Consider the following 16137-nt stretch of genomic DNA (forward strand, 5'->3'; position numbering starts at 1 on the left):
TGTAACAAAATTATTAATGAGTAAATTAACCACTGTCGCTGAGACAATAAAAACAACAAGGACAAAGCAATAAGGAAAGTGATTGCGGCAAATCTTTAGGGGGTTACATCGTTTGATGTACTAAAGGAAATAACAAAAAAGTGTCAGGATTGACCGAGAATAATAAAAGCTCACGGAAGTTTAATAATAAAAACAAAATGGAATGCTACACGGAAGGTTTAAAAATAACAAAATGGATAAAAAATAATAATAAAAATAATAAAGACTAAAAGTCGAAGGGAGAAGTGTCCAAATTATTGGCGCTCAGATTAGTAGGCGGTAGAGATGTTTTCTCTACCGCCTTTTTATTTGTCCTGTTACAATAGCCACCGTTTGTACTAATACCAATCGACTTAAATATTTAGCTGCTAAATAACTTAACACGATTGATATGAGAGTATGAAAAGTGCGCAGTTCGTCATGTTGACAAACCACATCCGCACACCGAATTCTTCTGGTTATGCCAGCATTACAATGCCGCTAAAGGTGTTGTGCACAACCTCTTAAGTGAGACGATCAAGATATGAGTAGAAAGAAAAAGTCGCGTAAAATTCCATCAAATGGCCCGGTACGTCTGAGTAAAGAAAAACTTAGAGAGATGCGAGCGTTGAAGGAGCAGCGAGTTAAAAAGACCAAAGGTGCTAAACCAGGTTCTCGAAACGCCCCTGACGTGCAAAAGGGAGAGAACACAAAGGCTAATAACCAACCGAAAGATAAACGTGTTGGTAGCAAAAAGCCAGTTTCATTAGTTGCGCCTAAAGCTGAACCAAAAGTTGAAATGAAACGTAACTTAAAACCAATGGTTGAGCTTAAGAAAGTTAATGAGCCAGAGCTAACACCAGAGCAAGAGCTAGAAGCATTAGAAAATGATGAGCGCTTATTAAAGCTTGTTGAGCGTCACGAACGTGGTGAGCTGTTAACAGGTAAAGATGCTAAGTACTTCAATAGTCGTATCGCACGTCACCAAGAGTTATGTGAACTGCTAGGTATTGAAGACGAAGACGAGTACGAAGATGACTTTGAAGATGATTCATACGATGAAGGTGAATCTGACTTCGATAAGTACTTATCTGATGACCTAGCAAACGAATGGTTAGATGACGAAGATGAGGATGAACGATGAGCATACCCTTGATTATTGCCATAGTTATTGGTGCGGCAATTATCGCAGGACTTGCGTTTTATGCAGGACAACTTCTGTATAAACTAAAAGAGCAAAATAAGCTTATCGCTAAGAAAAAAGCTGAGTATGCGCTAAAGCTTGCTGACTCAAAAGCAAAGCGTAATGCAAAGTTAGCCGACAGCATTCATTTAATTGCCCGTGCGATGAATGAAGAGCAATGTGAGTTCTCAGAAGGCTGTCTACGCATTTGGGTGCTGATCTCTCAATACAGCTTTGCAGAAGAGTTTGAGTTAAGTGAGCGCTACCCAGGCATATTCAAAATGTACGAAGTTGTAAAAGACATGCCAACGCACGATGCCCGTAAAAAGTACTCTAAAAAAGAGATCTTTAAAATGGACACCACTCGTTGGCGTGCTGAAGAGCAGCATAGCGATGAGATTAAAGCCGATTGCGCACGTATCATTGAAGAGTTTAAAGCAGCTCCAGGCAGCGAAAACGTAGTATTTAATTAAGCCGACGTATCGTTGAATTAAGCTAATTAAACAGCAGAGCCTAGGCTCTGCTTTTTGTTGTTAAATTACTCGTGAGAAACGAGTTTGCTTTATTTGTTGTTGTAGGTGCGCATCAAAGCACATACAAATAATACGAATAAATAAATTACCGCGGGCTGTTACTGTGATCTTATTTTGGCTAACAGACACCAAGCCATCAGCTAGTAATGGGTCCAGTGCTTGCAATGCCTCACAGAAATAGCTGGCAAAGTTGATATTAAACTGTTTTTCGATTGAGGGAATATCCAGCTCAAACTGGCAGATCAATTGTTTGATCACTGCTGCACGTAAAGTATCGTCATCAGTGAGAGCGACACCTTTACATACTGCATTGCCAAAGCCTTCTTGCACGGCTTTGTAATAGTGCTTTAACTCTTTTTCGTTTTGTAAAATGGCATTGCCTATTTGCGAAATAGATGACACACCCAAACCTAATAAGTCACATTGGCCATGCGTTGTGTAACCTTGGAAATTACGGTGTAATTGACCTGCGTTTTGGGCAATCGCTAGTTCATTATCCTTACGAGCAAAGTGATCCATACCGATAAACTGATAGCCCGCCGCTAACATTTGCTCAAGTGTATTTTTGAACATAGTAAGTTTATCGCCAGCAGAAGGTAAGTCAGCGTCTTTAATTTTACGTTGCGCTGCAAATCTATCTGGTAAATGAGCGTAATTAAACACAGACACTCGGTCAGGATTTAGCTCAATCAGCTGTGCAATCGTCTCTTTAAAGCTTTCAGGTGTCTGTAATGGCAAACCGTAAATCATATCAGCATTAATTGATTTAAAGCCAAGCTCACGAGCCTCGCTAATTAAACCTTTTACTGACTGCACGCTTTGCGGACGATTAACCGCCAGCTGTACAGCATCATTAAAATCTTGAATACCAAACGAGACACGATTGAAGCCAAGCTTACGTAGATGTACTAACATGCCATCAGCTAAAGAGCGAGGGTCAATCTCAATTCCGCGCTCGGCATCATCAGCAAAATTAAAATGCTGCTCAACTAACGTCATTAAGCGGCTCATTTGCTCTGCAGATAAAAACGTTGGCGTACCACCCCCTAAATGCAGTTGCTCAACGTTATAATCAGCAAAAAGCGTTGCCTGCTCAGCAATCTCAAGCGCTAAATTATCGAGGTATAAATCGGCTTTAGACTGATGACGAGTGATCACCTTATTACAACCACAGTAATAACAAAGCTGACTGCAAAAAGGGATATGGATATACAACGATAAAGAACGGCTTTTCGATGCCGCAATCGCGTTAATCATATCTTGTTGGTTATAACCATCAGCTAGAGACAACGCAGTGGGGTAAGATGTATATCTTGGCCCTGAAATATTGTATTTATTGATCAAAGATTGATCCCAGCTTGGTAAATTTATCACAGTCAGCACTCCGCAATTGATTGAGCGGTTATTTTAACGAGTTTAGTGATTTAGCTATTTGATCTAGAACAATGTCGGAGGCTAGAAATCAATCGACATGCTTTAAGGTCGTTGAAAAAACAAAGAGTTTACTATTTGAGCAAATAGTTTAAGGATTTTTAAAATAAAGAGTTTTGCTAGTGACAAGGTTACAAAAACTTTTTATACTGCAACCCGCTTTAGTGAGTTAATCCTCCTAAACGCATCTCACAATTAGCAAAAGCTAATACAATGGCCCCTTAGCTCAGTTGGTTAGAGCACACGACTCATAATCGTTAGGTCCCCAGTTCAAGTCTGGGAGGGGCCACCATTTTCTTACTGTAAAAATCCAAAAATCAAAAGCTTATATCTATTTTTAGCAATTGTGTTCCACTTTTGTTCCACCTCTTTTTTATCCTTAAAATTCAACGAAATAAAAAATATTTTTATTTTTTTTAAAATATTTTGTCAGGTTTTTAGAGTTTGTCTCGTCTATAGCTGCAAATGACACGAAGTTGTTCTATTTGGTGGTAGCGATAGGCAGTGTCTTGTGTATCTATTTTTACGAAAAGGACAAACTCATGACGATTACAACCTCAACTATGAATACGCTAAAACTTGATTCAATGAGCGCACCATTTAGTGATGCTGCTCTTTGGTTAAAAGAAGGGTGGCGGCTATTTAAAAAAGCACCCTTTAAACTTTTTTTACTTATGACGCTGTTCGCTATTGTACCTGGTGTGGTGCAACTATTGCCTGCACCTACTGGTTTAACCGTATCAAAATGGTTAGCGCCTATGCTTATGGCAACGGTATGGCCTTTGTTGTTTAACCTGAATAATAACCAGAGATTTTCATTTAGGTACAATGCAACATGGGCGAAGTGGGGCAGGGTTGCGATTTGGTCTGTTGTGGGTATTTTACTGGCGCTGGTGCAATTTGCTGTTGGCAGTGCTTTGATCGGTAGTGAGCAGTTATCGGTATTATTGTCTGGTCAATTTGTTGATGTTGAGCGCTGGCGCGTAGGGGTTATGTTTGTATCAATTGTCCCTATAAATATGCTGCTTATGTTTGTGGTGCCCCTGTTACTTTTAAATAATGCTTCGCTTATTTCAGCTGTAAAAGAAAGTATTACAACCGCATTAACGGTGATTAAACCATTAAGCATGCTTTGTTTGATTAATATGCTTGTTACCTTTGTTGCCCCTTATAGTCTTTTACCTATGCTATTGGTGGGGCCTGTATTAGCATGTACCTTCTTTTGTGCCTATAATCGCTTGTTCAAATAATAATAAAAACATGGAAGTACAGTGAAAGCTGACGTTCAAATAAACTCGTTGCTGAATGAATACGCGCCGTTGTTGGCGCGTGTTGCTGCAACCTACGAGATAAACCAAGCGCTGCAAGATGAGCTCATTCAAGAGATGTCGCTGGCTGTTTGGCGCGCTTTTGAAAGTAGCGGCTCATCTCCCGATATTGCCTTTCGAGGTGATGCCAGCATGAAAACCTATATTGCCCGAATAGCTCACAATAAAGCGGTTGATCATGTGATTAAAGAGCAAAACCGTAAAGAGATGGCAAGCTCTGAAAGTATTAATTACACCCACGCCTTAAGTGCACATAAATCACCAGACGACAGTTTAGATTTAATGGCCGCCCTTCGTAAATTAGCACTGAAATACCGGCAGGTGCTTGCTTTGCAGCTTGAAGGGTTTAATCAAAATGAGATAGCTCAAACGCTGGGATTGTCTGAAGATGCAGTTGCTAAACGTGTAAGTAGAGCAAGACAGCAACTTGCGAGCCTAATGGAGTAATAAAGTGGATAAATTCGAAGCAGATGATCAATTAGCCAAGTGGCAGCAGGCATTCGTGCAGGCAACCCCGAAAGTGGATAGCGCGGCGTTAATTGCACAAACGCAAAAGTCGCGAACTAAGTTAAAGTTAAAAGGGTTAATCGACTCACTTTTAGGTATTGTGGTAACCGTATTTTGTATTTACGCCATGTTGTTTGAGGCAAAAAATACCTATGAAACCATTATGTTTGCGCTATTAGTACCTATTCCTTTAGGTTTTGGGATTTGGTCATACCATTTAAGACGAAAGCTTTGGCGAGCAGAAACGCTAGATGTCAATGCAATGCTTAATTTTAAAGAGAATCAGCTGAAGCACCAAGTTCATTACTGGCATGTGAGTTTTATTGGCTGCGTTGTTCTTTGGTGCGCTTTGCTGATCGTTGCCTTGTTTAATATGGTTATGTTTAAAACATACAGCCTATGGCTTATCCAGCTTGGTATTAATGGCATTATCGTACTGGCTGTTTATATACGTTATAAAAAACTAAGAGCACAGCTTGCTAAAGCGCTAGAGAGTATTCAAGCAATGCGTGGATAATGCTTCTTGACGAGCCGTTCCTAAAACCTATATAACGTGTTATTCAAATAATAATAAAGGATATAGAAATGGAAGTTTTATACAGTATTTTGTTTTGGGGATCGCCTGTCGGCTTGGGTTTGTTCTTTTTCTTATCATGCACGGGGGCTGGGGTGCTTTTTTGGGGGATTGCACAGCTTAAGAAAGCTTCATCTAATTAAAAAGCTGATGTGTGAAAACGTCGGCTCATAACGACTTCGACTTGCGAAATATACGCTGGTGAGTTGTTAGGAATTCCATTACGGTCTTCACCTTATCGCTTTTCTCCCTTCCACCGCTCAGATATGCCGCTTATCTTTTTTTGATAAGAATTGTTACATATTCGGTTTTATTGTTTTGCTTGAGAGGTTTATTATGGAGAAAGCGAAAAACTAATGATTAATTAGGTTTGCTAGTTTTTCGATAAATACATCAAAAAATAATTAGTACGGGACTCCCATGAAAAAAGTAACACTTACCGCGGCAAGTATTGCACTAGCCCTCGGTCTTGTTGGTTGTGGTGAAAAAGAACAAGAAACTAAAGCACCAGCAACTGCGGCCGTCACTGAAGCAAAAGCACCTTTAAATTCAGGTATTGAACTGGCGAACATGGACAAGTCTGTTCGCGCACAAGATGACTTTTACTATCACGTAAACGGCGAATGGTTAGAAAAAACAGAAATTCCGGGTGATAAATCAAACTATGGTTCATTCACTCAGCTTTACGATGATTCGCAAAAAGCGATGAAAGAAGTGCTAGAAAAGGCAGCGGCAAACACTAATGTTAAACCGGGGTCAGATGAAGCTAAGTTAGCGGCGTTCTATAACAGCTATATGGATGAAGCAGGCCGTGAAGCGGCTGGTATCAAACCATTAACGCCAGTACTTGCAAGCGTTGATGCAGTAAAGAGCAAGCCTGAGCTTGTTGCTTTAATGGCTGAACTTCGCATTAAAGGTGGTAGCTTACCATTTGGTTATTATGTCAATAATGATGCAAAAAACTCGAGCGAATACGCGATGTATGTTTATCAGTCTGGTTTAGGTTTACCAGATCGTGATTATTACTTAAAAGACGATGAAAAATTCACAAAAATTCGTGAAGCTTACCAAGCATACGTTACAGCTATCTTAAGTAAAGCGGGTGTAGCAGATGCAGAATCTGCGGCTAAAGCTATTATTGATCTTGAAACAAGCATTGCTGATGCGCAGTGGAGCCGAGTTGAAAGTCGTGATGCTACTAAATCTTACAACAAGATGAGCGTTGCAGATGCTAACAAACTTACTGGCGACTTTGACTTTGCAGCTTACCTTGATGCGTCAGGTATCAAAACTGAAGAGGTAATCATTCGCCAACCTAGTTACTTAGAAAAATTTGCAGGTATCTACAAGGATACAGACTTAGCAACTTGGCAGAATTACCTTAAGTTCCACTTTGTGAGTAACTACGCTGCACTATTAGATAAAGAGCTTGTAGATCTTAACTTTGATTTTTACAGCACAACGCTTCGTGGTGTGACTGAGCAATCTCCGCTTTGGAAAAAAGCAGTTGATGCATCAAACGGTGTATTAGGTGAAATGCTTGGTAAAGTATACGTTAAAGATAACTTCCCACCTGAAGCGAAAGCGCGTATGGAAGAGTTGGTTGATAACGTAATTAGAGGTTACGCAGTTGCGATTGAAAACCTTGAGTGGATGAGCCCAGAAACAAAAATCGCTGCAAAAGAAAAGCTTGATAAGTTCACACCAAAAATCGGTTACCCAGATAAATGGAAAGACTACTCAGCACTTGAAGTTAAAAGCGATGATTTAGTCGGTAATTACATTCGCCACAGCGAATGGGAGTATGCCGATATGATTGCTAAACTAGGTAAGCCAGTTGATCGCTCTGAGTGGCACATGACACCACAAACAGTAAACGCTTACTACAACCCAGTGAACAACGAAATCGTATTCCCTGCGGCTATCTTACAACCGCCATTCTTTAACCTTGAAGCTGATGACGCTGTTAACTACGGTGCAATCGGTGCGGTAATCGGCCACGAACTTGGTCACGGTTTTGATGACCAAGGTGCGAAATACGATGGTGACGGAAACTTACGTAACTGGTGGAGCGAATCAGACCTTAAACAGTTTGAAGAGCGCACAGGTCAGCTAGTTGCTCAGTATAATGAATATAAGCCGTTTGAAGATGCTAGCGTAAATGGTGAGCTAACATTAGGTGAAAATATTGGTGACTTAGGCGGCTTAACTGTTGCCTATACTGCTTACCAATTATCACTTGGTGATGAAAAAGCGCCTGTGATTGATGGTTACACGGGTGATCAACGTTTCTTCATGGGATGGTCACAAATTTGGCGTCGTAAATACCGTGACGAAGAGTTACGTAACCGCCTAATGACAGACCCTCATTCACCAAGCCACTACCGTGTAATCGGTATTCTTTCAAACATGCCAGAATTCTATCAGGCGTTTGATGTGAAAGAAGGTGATAAGATGTATATCAAACCAGAAGATCGCGTAAAAATCTGGTAATTGATTATCGATTTAAAAAGGCTCTGAGTGAACGCTCAGAGCCTTTTTTGTTTTAGGAGCAGAAAGCTTTTAGCCGTCAGTTTGAAGCTGAACTAATGGGGTATGTTAGTACTGCGTTCATTTGCTGTTATGGTGGTGAGCGCTAGAAAGTCGTGCAAAAATATATTCACAAAGAGAAGTGAATGAGAAGAGAAAGAGTAAACCAAAAAGATATCTTAATTTATTTCTCTTTAGCGCTGCGTCTCTTGGCCTCTTTGTGAAAATTACCGAAGTCTGTTTGCACAAAGAAAAGTGAATGAGAAAAGAATGAGGGAACCACAAGATCATTTTTTACTTTCTCTAAAGCGCAGCGTCTCATGATCTCTTTGTGATAATTTGGTTTTCTCTGTGGTTCAAATATGTTTTTCACAAAGAGAAGTGAATGAGGAAACCAAAAAATATTTTGTTTCCCTCTAAAGCGAAGCGTCTCACAATCTCTTTGTGCGATTAAATGTCTTTGCTGTAGGCGTGATATTTATTTCGCACGAAGGAAATTAAATCATAATCGCATCTTTAAGATACTGGAATAACTCTTTGTACGCTTTGGCTGGTTTTTCAGCTTTCACTTCTTTTGCGGCGCTGCGTACTAACTGGCGCATTTTTTGGCGCTCAAGAGAAGGGTATTGATCAATTGTTGAATTGATCAGATCGTCACCTTGTTTGATTAAATCATCACGTAGCGTTTCGATTTTGTTCATCAAAACATCCGCTTGGTTGTTTTTGTTGAGCATAATATCGATCATCGCTTGGATTTCATCAACGTTTTCAGTAGTACGTAATACTTTTGCGATATAGTTTAAGTTACGACGGTAAGCATCGCTCTTATCACTTACTTTATCAGAAACAACAAGGGCTTCTTTTAAATCGTGATTGAGTGGTAAGCGATCGCGTTGCTTTTTCGGCATTTTCGCGATTTCAGCACCCAAACCATGATATTGCATGGCTTCACGTTTTAACTCGCTTTTTGATACGTAAATAATTTCTTCTTCGATAAGTGGCTTTTTCTTCTTCGCCATAAGGATGCTCATTCAGTAAACTTAACTATTCGCTATTATACGTCATTTAGTTAATGATTAATATTAGCTGATGCACGTCTCGCAGTGTGTTAGCATTCGCTACACTATAAAAAATATCAGAACCTAGGACACACAAGATGAAAGATCCTATTTATCAACACATTTCTGAAGTGAAAGACGCGGTAAGCGAAGTACTTGAGCATGCAAAAAAGTTGGGTGCTACTGCTGCAGAAGCGGCGATGTCGAGCACGTCAGGTTTGTCTGTTAGTACGCGCATGGGCGAAGTTGAAACAATAGAGTTTAACCAAGACGGTGGCTTAGGTATTAGTGTTTATGTGGGGAATAACAAAGGCTCTGCTTCAACGGCTGATTTAAACCCTAAAACATTACGTACAGTGGTCGAAAAAGCCATTGATATTGCTAAATTCACTTCAGATGATCCATACAATGGTATCGCTGATAAAGAACTGCTTGAATTCGCACCACTTGATTTAGATCTGTATCACCCGTGGGAAGTAAGCCCAGAGCAAGGTATTGAGCTTTGCCATCAAGCAGAGCTGGCGGCACTAAACGCCGATGAGCGTATTGTAAATTCAGACGGTGCGAGTTTTTCTTCTCACCAAGGTTTGCGTGTTTATGGCAACAGCCATGGCATGATTGCAGGTTACCCGCGCACACGTCATAGCATTAGCACCATGGTGATTGGTAAAGATGGCGAGCAAATGCAGCGCGATTCTGCTTATACCGTAGCGCGACATAAAGATGATTTAAACGATGCTGCAAAAGTAGGCCTCGAAGCGGCAACAGAAACATTGGCTAAGCTTAATAGTCAAAAGCTAGGTACCATGAAAGTGCCAGTTATCTTCAGAGCAGATATTGCCAATTCACTATTCGGTCATTTAGTGTCTGCGATTGGTGGTGGTGCACTTTACCGTAAATCAAGCTTCCTACTGGATAGTTTAGGCACAAAAGTATTTAGTGATTGTGTAAATATTTCTGAGCGTCCACATTTATTAAAAGGCTTAGCGTCTTCACCATTCGACTCGGAAGGGTTAAAAACTATCGACCGTGAAATTATTCAAGGTGGTGAGCTTCAAACATATCTATTAGCAAGCTACGCTGCACGTAAACTGTCTATGACACCAACGGGGCATGCTGGTGGTATTCATAATTGGTTAGTTGAGCAAACTCATGCTGACTTAAAAGCACTCTTAAAAACTATGGGCACAGGTTTACTAGTAACCGAGCTTATGGGTCAAGGTGTGAACACTGTAACGGGTGATTACTCACGTGGCGCGGCGGGCTTCTGGGTTGAGAATGGCGAAATCCAATACCCAGTCAGTGAAATCACAATTGCTGGTAACTTAAAAGATATGTTTAAAGCGGTAGTCGGTTTAGGTGGTGATATCGAGCGCCGTGGCGGTATTCAAACCGGCTCTGTATTGATTGAACAAATGCAGGTTGCTGGTAGCTGATTCATCAATAACTACTCAATATTTAAAGCCTCACGTTTGTGGGGCTTTTTTATTTGAAAAAGTGCTTTACCTGAACTTAACTTGAGGTTTTATCTTGCTGGCAGTTTAAAAATAAAAAGGAAAACTACCATGTATTTAGAGCACGTAAACCTTGTTGTTAGTAATGTTGATGCCATGCTGCACTTTTATAAAGCTGCGTTCCCGCATTGGCGGGTGCGTAGCCAAGGTGATAGCACATGGTCAGGCAAACCGCGCAAATGGCTGCACTTTGGTGATGATTACCAATATCTTGCTCTGAGCGATAACGGTGAAGACGAAAACCGTGATTTAGCAGGGCACCAAGTGGGCCTTGCTCATTTTGCTTATGTGACAAACGATATTAATGCCGTAATTGAACGCTTGGTTGACGCTGGTTATGAAATAGATAAACAGGGTCCAGAAAACCCGTATCGTAAAAATGTATATTTTATCGATCCCGCAGGTTTTGAAGTTGAGTTTGTAGAGTATTTCAGTGATATACCGAGTGAAAGGAATAATGACTTGTAGCTAGAGCAGTCAGCTTTTAGCCGAGCACTAGAAGGTCGAGAAAAATATATGCACAAAGAGAAGAGAATGAGAAAGTAATAACTTGCTTTTCTCTGTGGTTCAATATGTTTTAAAAAATTTGCACAAAGAGAAGTGAATGAGAAGAGAATGAGGAAGTGATAATTGTGTTTTTTGTTTTCTCTAAAGCGCAGCGCCTCTTGTCCTCTTTGTGAATTAAAGATCTTTTTTCTAACTACAGAGGACACAGAGGACACAGAGGTAGAGAAGGACAGGCTCTAGTCATTCTCTTTGTATTAATTTGGTTTTCTCTGTGTAGCGCGCAGCGCCTCTGTGCTCTCTGTGGTTCAAATATGTTTTGCACAAAGAGAAGTGAATGAGAAGAGAATGAGGAAGTGATAATTGTGTTTTTTGTTTTCTCTAAATCGCAGCGCCTCTTGTCCTCTTCGTGAATTAAAGATCTTTTTTCTAACCACAGAGAACACAGAGAGCATAGAGGAAGAGAACTGAGTTTTCTCTTAAGCGAAGCGCCTCTTACCCTCTTTGTACGATTAGATCTTCGATGTAGGCGTGAAATTTATTTCGCGCGCATTCTAGTAGGTCGTGCTTTAGCGCGTCATTGGTGAAACGTATGCAATATCTTGTCGCCATAAATGACGACCTACATTAACATAATCGCAACTCGCAACTTTTACTACATCTTATTCATCTCTTTCCAACTGGCTTTTAGACTGTTGGCAAAGCTGATGAACTTTTCTTTCATGGTACGTTTAACTGAAATCTCGACTGAGCCTAGCCATACATTACCTTCAATGGTGATGGTTGGGCCTTGGCCTTTATTTAAGGCGACTGATCTGTTCTCTACACTGCCAATAACACTGAACAGCTTTGATACCACATTGACATGTTCTGGCACATAGATTTCGTCGTTACCTAAAATACAGTTCACGTAAATAGTGACATGTTGGTGCTGGAAAATCGCTTCGCTAAAATCGAGCTCAATTGAACCTAAGCAGTTTGTAAGGTGGATTTCTTTTGGCACTACCCACTGGCCGCTGCGCTCATTTGAACCCAAAATGCTACGAAGCTGCAGACTTTCGTTATCGCTGCTGTGGCCATAATGAGGTTTAAATTGCGCATGCTTTTGCGATTTGTAGTCAATATCAGCTTTAAGCTCTAAGTCAGCAACAAGTTCAACGAGTACTTCGTTGCTGGTGGCTTCCATTGCTTGGTCTAAGCGGCGTTCAAATGCTTCAGCTGAAATAACAGCATGACTGTAGTTATAAATGAGTTGATCAATTACTTCTTCTCTTACTTGATCGAGTGGGCGATCTTCAAGTTTAACGGCCATGGTAGTTCCCTGTTGTGATTATCAAAGTGATTTTTATGTTATTCGTTATAAAGCAAAGCTTAGGCCAAATTTTATTTTATTATAAATCAATATGTTGTGTTTTGTAGTGTCAACGTTACTTAGTTAAATTAACCACAGATTAATAAAATCAGCAACTAAATGGTTATTTTTGCAACATAGTGAACTTCTTACCGAGCAGCCTGTAAATCTTTACCGAATTGAATATAAATAGTCGCTGAATGAGGGTTTAAGGTGTTGAAATTAAACAAATAAATAGTTGGCATCATAGTCGCATTAGTAAAAGTGTCTTAAATCAAAAGGAGAAGATTATGAACACTTTTAACAAATCTATGATTGCCGCTTTAGTAATTGGTGCAACAGCAAGTATGTCAGCTCAGGCAAGCAGTTGGGAAAATGAAAGTAAAGATGCTTGGATTGATGGTAAGGCAGAAACTGTGCTTCTTATGAACACAAACCTTAACAACTTTGACATCAACACTGATGTAACGAATGGCAAGGTTGTACTTACAGGTAAAGTTGATAGTGAATTAGATAAAGAGCTTGCTGAAGAGCTTGTTCTTAGCCTAGATGGCGTTAGCTCTGTTGATAACAAACTAACGGTTGTTAAAAACATGAAGGCTAAGAAAATGAAAGCAGATAAAGCTGATTCAACTGAAAGCGATTTAACAGATGCGAAAATCAGTACTGTAATCACAACACGTTATTTATTTAACTCAGAAGTAGGTGGTACAGACATCGATGTTGATACCGATAACGGTGTAGTAACACTTAAAGGTACCGTTGAGTCTGATGCTGAAAAGCAATTAGCAATCAGTATCGCTGAAAACGCTGAAGACGTTCGCAAAGTAATCGATGAATTAACGATTGTTGCTGAATAACAGCAAGCCTAAATTAGCCCAGCTTTGGCTGGGCTAATAGATTTCAAGGAGTGAGTCATGGATTTAATACGTATTATTTTATCGGTTTTAATTCCACCTCTTGGCGTATTTTTACAGGTAGGTTTAGGTGCGCAGTTCTGGATTAATATTCTTTTAACCTTATTAGGGTACATTCCAGGTTTGATTCATGCTGTGTATATCATCGCTAAGCGATAATTACCGCATTAATAAGCAAGGATGAGTCAGGGAACACAGCAAGGAGCAGCTGTAGGAGTAAAGGACGATAAACCGCAAGGAGTTTACAGTATGGACAATGTAGCACAGCAAAAAGGACAGCAAGGAAGTAACAAAGCGTTATGGAGTAGCGCACAATGGCAACGCTTTATGGATAAAGTGAACGGAGATGACAGCAAGGGATAAGCTCAGGCTTGGAGCCAAACAGGATGAAGCTAGCGTAAGGAGGTGACTATATGGAACAAGTACAAACGCAACCAACACAAGGATTGACCGACAAAGGAGTTGCTTTATGGAATAAGCAACAGTGGCATGAATTTATGGAACACGCGAAAGCGGTTGCGCCACGATTAACAGGGAAGGCTGACGATAAAAACCCGATGTCATCTTCAGGTGACATCGGGTTTTTAATAACTTCGGCAATTTATCTTTATAACTTAAACTGATTTACTGTCTTATTTAAAGACGCTGCCAATTCATTTAAATCACGTGCTTCATCTGCCAATTCATGAGCATGATCCGCAGTGCTATTAACAAGGTGGTTAATAGCCGCCAGGCTATTATTAATATCTTCTGCAACCACAGTTTGCTGTTCTGTTGAAGTCGCAATTTGATGACTCTGATCTTGTACATTTGTCACTGATTGCGCGATATCTTGCAGTGCTTGCAATACAATTTGCGTTTGCTCAACGGAGCCTTCAGCACGCTCTTGACCCTGTTGCATCATAGTTGATGCTTGTTGAGCAATTTGCTGTAAGCGACTGATCATATTTCGAATATCATCCGTTGACTCTTGTGTTCTGCTTGCTAGTGAACGAACTTCGTCAGCCACAACAGCAAAGCCTCGCCCTTGCTCACCGGCTCGTGCCGCTTCAATTGCTGCATTAAGTGCTAGTAAGTTAGTTTGCTCTGCAATTGAGTTGATTACGTCGATCACAGCGCCAATGTTGCCACTTTCTTGTTCAAGACCAGCAACTACTTTAGATGCTTCGCCGATGTGGCTTGCAAGCGCAGTCATTACTGACTGAGCTTGTGTAGAGCGCTTAGTGCCATCAACTGTAATGGCTTGCACTTCTTCGGCTGCATTATTGGTATGCTGCGCATTACGTGAAATTTCGAGTACTGTAGATGCCATTTCAGTAACAGCGGCACTTACACTATCAACTTGTTGTTTTTCTTGCTGAATTTCATCATTGGTTTTTTGCGATACAATTTTCAGCTGACTAGCTGCTTGGCTCAGCTGCTCTGCTTGCGCAGCAGTGTTGAGCATCATTGCACGTAATTTATCGATGAAGGTGTTCATATGATGAGCAAGCTGGCCAACTTCGTCCTGACTATGAATTTCAATTTTCTGTGTTAAATCGCCATCGCCTGATGCGATATCACGCATGATGTAAGTCAGTTTTGTAAGAGGTTTGGTGATCATTTGCGTGGCCCAAAAGATCATCGCAATGATAATCGCAAGGATGATGATTAATGATGTAGTGGTTGTCATCACCGCATCGTTAACTGGCTCATCAATCATGCTAGTTGGGATCAAAATCCCGACATACCAATCAAGATATGGACTTTCTAGTTCAAGGCGATTGTATACAACGTAATATTGCTCACCTTTAAATGTGACATAGCTGCTACCATCTTTTTGGCTTTTCATCGCGCGGTTTAATTCGCTAAAGCCTGATGTGTCGCTAAATTGTTTTTCGAGGGCATCTAAGCCTTCTTTACCATTAGGGCCTTCGTCAGTCACAGATAATTTATGGCCAGTACGCTCAGAGAAGTGAACAACCTTTTGATTGCCATCTAGCAAGAAGCCAAAACCTTGGCCATTAAAGCGAATGGCCTCAACCATGTCGTTGATATTGTTGAGCTGTAAATCAACCCCACCAAAACCAACAAGTTTGTTTTGTTTATTATAAACTGGCTGTTGCACAACCGCTGAGGCATTACCTGTGGTTAAATCTACAGAAATAGGGCCAACATAAAGTTTGTTGATCTTTAAAGCATCTTGCCACCAACCACGTTTATAAGCGTAATAAGGCTGGCCATTGTAGTGGGTGGTTCGCTCGTTTTCTTTAAAGTATTCGCCTGTTGTTGCTGATGCAAAGAAGGCCGATAGAATGTTGTCATCGTTACCACTGATACGAACAAAATCTTGATTAACGTTGTCGTATCCTGGTTGGTTATCAAGGCTTTGATCACGTTTAGTCCAGTTGTCAAACCAGTTTACTAAATGCGGATTTGTTACGAAGGTTTCAACAACTTTACCGTATTTAGCAAAGTAACCTTGCATTGATAGTCGTTCGCTTTGTAAGTAGCTATCAGCTTCGCGTTGAATCGCTTTGCGAGATAGGTCAGCAATATGATTAACAAAGAAACTAGACGCGATGATCAGTAGTACACTAATCGTCCCGCCAATCAGCAGTAATATTTTTTTACGTAAAGAGAGATTGTTTAACATAGGTGCACGTATTTTTATTATCGGTTAGAGTTATCTATCTAATCATATTTGCGCT

15 protein-coding genes and 1 tRNA gene are annotated in these 16137 nt (G+C 40.4%); 12 read left to right on the forward strand and 4 right to left on the reverse strand.

Annotation, left to right across the window (positions count from 1 at the left end):
• The first annotated feature begins 562 nt into the window (after positions 1-562).
• Positions 563-1162 carry a Der GTPase-activating protein YihI gene (gene yihI / locus NH454_RS02660; protein WP_135922777.1) on the forward strand — a complete coding sequence of 200 codons (600 nt, stop codon included), beginning with the start codon at positions 563-565 and terminating at the stop codon, positions 1160-1162.
• The gene (locus NH454_RS02665) at positions 1159-1674 is read left to right on the forward strand and encodes a DUF2489 domain-containing protein (protein WP_135922776.1); all 516 of its coding nucleotides are present in this window, start codon (positions 1159-1161) and stop codon (positions 1672-1674) included. Before yihI ends, NH454_RS02665 begins: the two co-directional genes overlap by 4 nt.
• A gap of 60 nt (positions 1675-1734) precedes the next feature.
• Here NH454_RS02665 and hemN read toward each other — a convergent pair whose 3' ends face one another.
• Positions 1735-3108 (reverse strand): oxygen-independent coproporphyrinogen III oxidase, encoded by a 1374-nt coding sequence (gene hemN / locus NH454_RS02670; RefSeq protein WP_253038158.1) that lies wholly within the window; start codon positions 3106-3108, stop codon positions 1735-1737.
• 272 nt (positions 3109-3380) lie between these two features.
• Between hemN and NH454_RS02675 the strand changes: the two genes are divergently transcribed.
• The 5 genes from NH454_RS02675 (at position 3381) to NH454_RS02695 (ending at position 8067) form a co-directional block, all read left to right on the forward strand.
• Positions 3381-3457, forward strand: a tRNA-Ile gene (locus NH454_RS02675).
• A 250-nt stretch (positions 3458-3707) separates the two neighbouring features.
• Positions 3708-4415, forward strand: coding sequence for a hypothetical protein (locus NH454_RS02680; protein ID WP_253038159.1), 708 nt, complete (start codon positions 3708-3710; stop codon positions 4413-4415).
• A gap of 21 nt (positions 4416-4436) precedes the next feature.
• Entirely contained in the window at positions 4437-4940 is a 504-nt protein-coding gene (locus NH454_RS02685; RefSeq protein WP_253038160.1) for a sigma-70 family RNA polymerase sigma factor, read from the forward strand.
• Positions 4941-4944: 4 nt separating this feature from the next.
• Positions 4945-5517, forward strand: coding sequence for a hypothetical protein (locus NH454_RS02690; RefSeq protein ID WP_253038161.1), 573 nt, complete (start codon positions 4945-4947; stop codon positions 5515-5517).
• A 477-nt stretch (positions 5518-5994) separates the two neighbouring features.
• Positions 5995-8067, forward strand: coding sequence for a M13-type metalloendopeptidase (locus tag NH454_RS02695; RefSeq protein WP_135922771.1), 2073 nt, complete (start codon positions 5995-5997; stop codon positions 8065-8067).
• Between the two features lie 533 nt (positions 8068-8600).
• Here the strand turns inward: NH454_RS02695 and yjgA are convergent.
• The gene (yjgA, locus tag NH454_RS02700) at positions 8601-9122 is read right to left on the reverse strand and encodes a ribosome biogenesis factor YjgA (protein WP_235384419.1); all 522 of its coding nucleotides are present in this window, start codon (positions 9120-9122) and stop codon (positions 8601-8603) included.
• A 137-nt stretch (positions 9123-9259) separates the two neighbouring features.
• Between yjgA and pmbA the strand changes: the two genes are divergently transcribed.
• Together pmbA and NH454_RS02710 are read left to right on the forward strand one after the other, a co-directional pair.
• Positions 9260-10597 carry a metalloprotease PmbA gene (gene pmbA, locus NH454_RS02705; RefSeq protein ID WP_253038162.1) on the forward strand — a complete coding sequence of 446 codons (1338 nt, stop codon included), beginning with the start codon at positions 9260-9262 and terminating at the stop codon, positions 10595-10597.
• A gap of 129 nt (positions 10598-10726) precedes the next feature.
• Positions 10727-11143, forward strand: coding sequence for a VOC family protein (locus NH454_RS02710; RefSeq protein ID WP_135922767.1), 417 nt, complete (start codon positions 10727-10729; stop codon positions 11141-11143).
• Between the two features lie 691 nt (positions 11144-11834).
• Here the strand turns inward: NH454_RS02710 and NH454_RS02715 are convergent.
• Complete coding sequence (locus NH454_RS02715; RefSeq protein WP_138558023.1) at positions 11835-12491, reverse strand: LiaF domain-containing protein; 657 nt, start codon at positions 12489-12491, stop codon at positions 11835-11837.
• Positions 12492-12820: 329 nt separating this feature from the next.
• Between NH454_RS02715 and NH454_RS02720 the strand changes: the two genes are divergently transcribed.
• The 3 genes from NH454_RS02720 (at position 12821) to NH454_RS02730 (ending at position 14070) form a co-directional block, all read left to right on the forward strand.
• Positions 12821-13390 carry a BON domain-containing protein gene (locus NH454_RS02720; protein ID WP_135922765.1) on the forward strand — a complete coding sequence of 190 codons (570 nt, stop codon included), beginning with the start codon at positions 12821-12823 and terminating at the stop codon, positions 13388-13390.
• A gap of 57 nt (positions 13391-13447) precedes the next feature.
• Positions 13448-13606, forward strand: a complete 159-nt coding sequence (locus NH454_RS02725; protein WP_064971745.1) for a YqaE/Pmp3 family membrane protein — start codon at positions 13448-13450, stop codon at positions 13604-13606.
• A 254-nt stretch (positions 13607-13860) separates the two neighbouring features.
• A complete protein-coding gene (locus NH454_RS02730) occupies positions 13861-14070 on the forward strand; it encodes a hypothetical protein (protein WP_135922764.1) in 210 nt (69 codons plus the stop codon).
• Here NH454_RS02730 and NH454_RS02735 read toward each other — a convergent pair.
• Positions 14055-16082, reverse strand: a complete 2028-nt coding sequence (locus NH454_RS02735) for a methyl-accepting chemotaxis protein (RefSeq protein WP_135922763.1) — start codon at positions 16080-16082, stop codon at positions 14055-14057. The genes NH454_RS02730 and NH454_RS02735 overlap by 16 nt on opposite strands.
• Positions 16083-16137 lie beyond the last annotated feature (55 nt).

It is taken from the genome of Pseudoalteromonas sp. Ps84H-4 (genome assembly GCF_024124645.1).
GTDB lineage: Bacteria > Pseudomonadota > Gammaproteobacteria > Enterobacterales > Alteromonadaceae > Pseudoalteromonas > Pseudoalteromonas lipolytica_C.